1 pseudogene is annotated in these 1,060 nt (G+C 75.8%); it reads right to left on the minus strand.

Annotated features, from left to right (window positions below):
- Positions 1-1,034 (minus strand): annotated as a pseudogene (locus FV229_RS26960) (hypothetical protein); the annotation flags it as partial.
- Positions 1,035-1,060 lie beyond the last annotated feature (26 nt).

Genomic DNA, 1,060 nt, shown 5'->3' on the forward strand with positions numbered 1-1,060 from the left:
GTGGAGACGCGGGCCTCGGCGTGCGTTTCAGGCGCCGGCTTGGCGGGCGCGGAGCCGACGGGCGCGGGCTTGTCCGGCGCAGGTCTGGTCGGCGCGGCGTTCGCGGCGACGCGGGCCGGTTCCGGCACCGAGAACGGCACCTCGGCGCGGCCGCGCACCTTGCCCGAGACCGCGTCGACCTGGTCGACCCGCACCATGTAGTCGCCCGGCTTCACGCCGCGGCCGATCGTGAAGGTGACCTTGCCGTCGGCCCCGACGCTGGCCGGCGCGATCAGCGTGTCGTTGAGGTAGAGCCGCACCGTCGCCCCGGGCGAGGCCTGGCTGGTGACGAACAGCCGCCCGCCCTCCTGCGCGTCCACGCTGACGATCTTGACGGGGGCGTTCGTCGCGGATGTGTCCGGCGTCGTCTTCGCGGCCGTCGCCGCCTTGCCCGGCGCCGCGCCGCTTCCGGCGCCGTCCTTGCCGGACGAGACTTTGCCGGGTGCGACTTGGCCCGGCACCGCCTGGCCCGGCACCGCCTTGCCCGCCACGTCCTTGCCCGCCACGTCCTTGCTCGCGACGCCCTTGCTCGCGACATCCTTACCCGGCGACGCCTGACCCGGCCCGGCCGGCGCCCCTTGCGCCGTCGGCGCGTCGGGCTGCGACAGCACCACCGTCGGCTTGTCCGGCGCGATCAGCGCCACCAGCGGCTTCTCGGTGCGCGAGGGCGAGACCGCCACCGCGACGCTGTCCGCCGAGCGGGTCTCGCGGCCCTCGGCCGTGGTCGAGCGCAGCACGATCTCGCTGTTGCCCGCGGGCAGGGCCGGCGGCACGATCGCGAACTGCCCGTTCGGGTCGGCCAGCGCCTTGGCCACCGCCTTGCCGTCGACCAGCAGCTCGACGACGGTGTTCGGCGCGCCGCGTCCGGCCACCACCGACTCGCCGTTGGGCTCGACGCGGACGATATCGAACTTGAGCGCGGCCTGTGCGTCGGCCCGCGGGGCCGGCTCGGCCGCGGGCGGCGCCGCGGCGGGCTTGCCCTCGCCTTTACCCATGCCGGCATCCGGCGCCAGGGCGCCCA

The sequence above is a fragment of the Methylobacterium sp. WL120 genome (assembly GCF_008039465.1).
In the GTDB taxonomy this organism is placed as follows: domain Bacteria; phylum Pseudomonadota; class Alphaproteobacteria; order Rhizobiales; family Beijerinckiaceae; genus Methylobacterium; species Methylobacterium cerastii.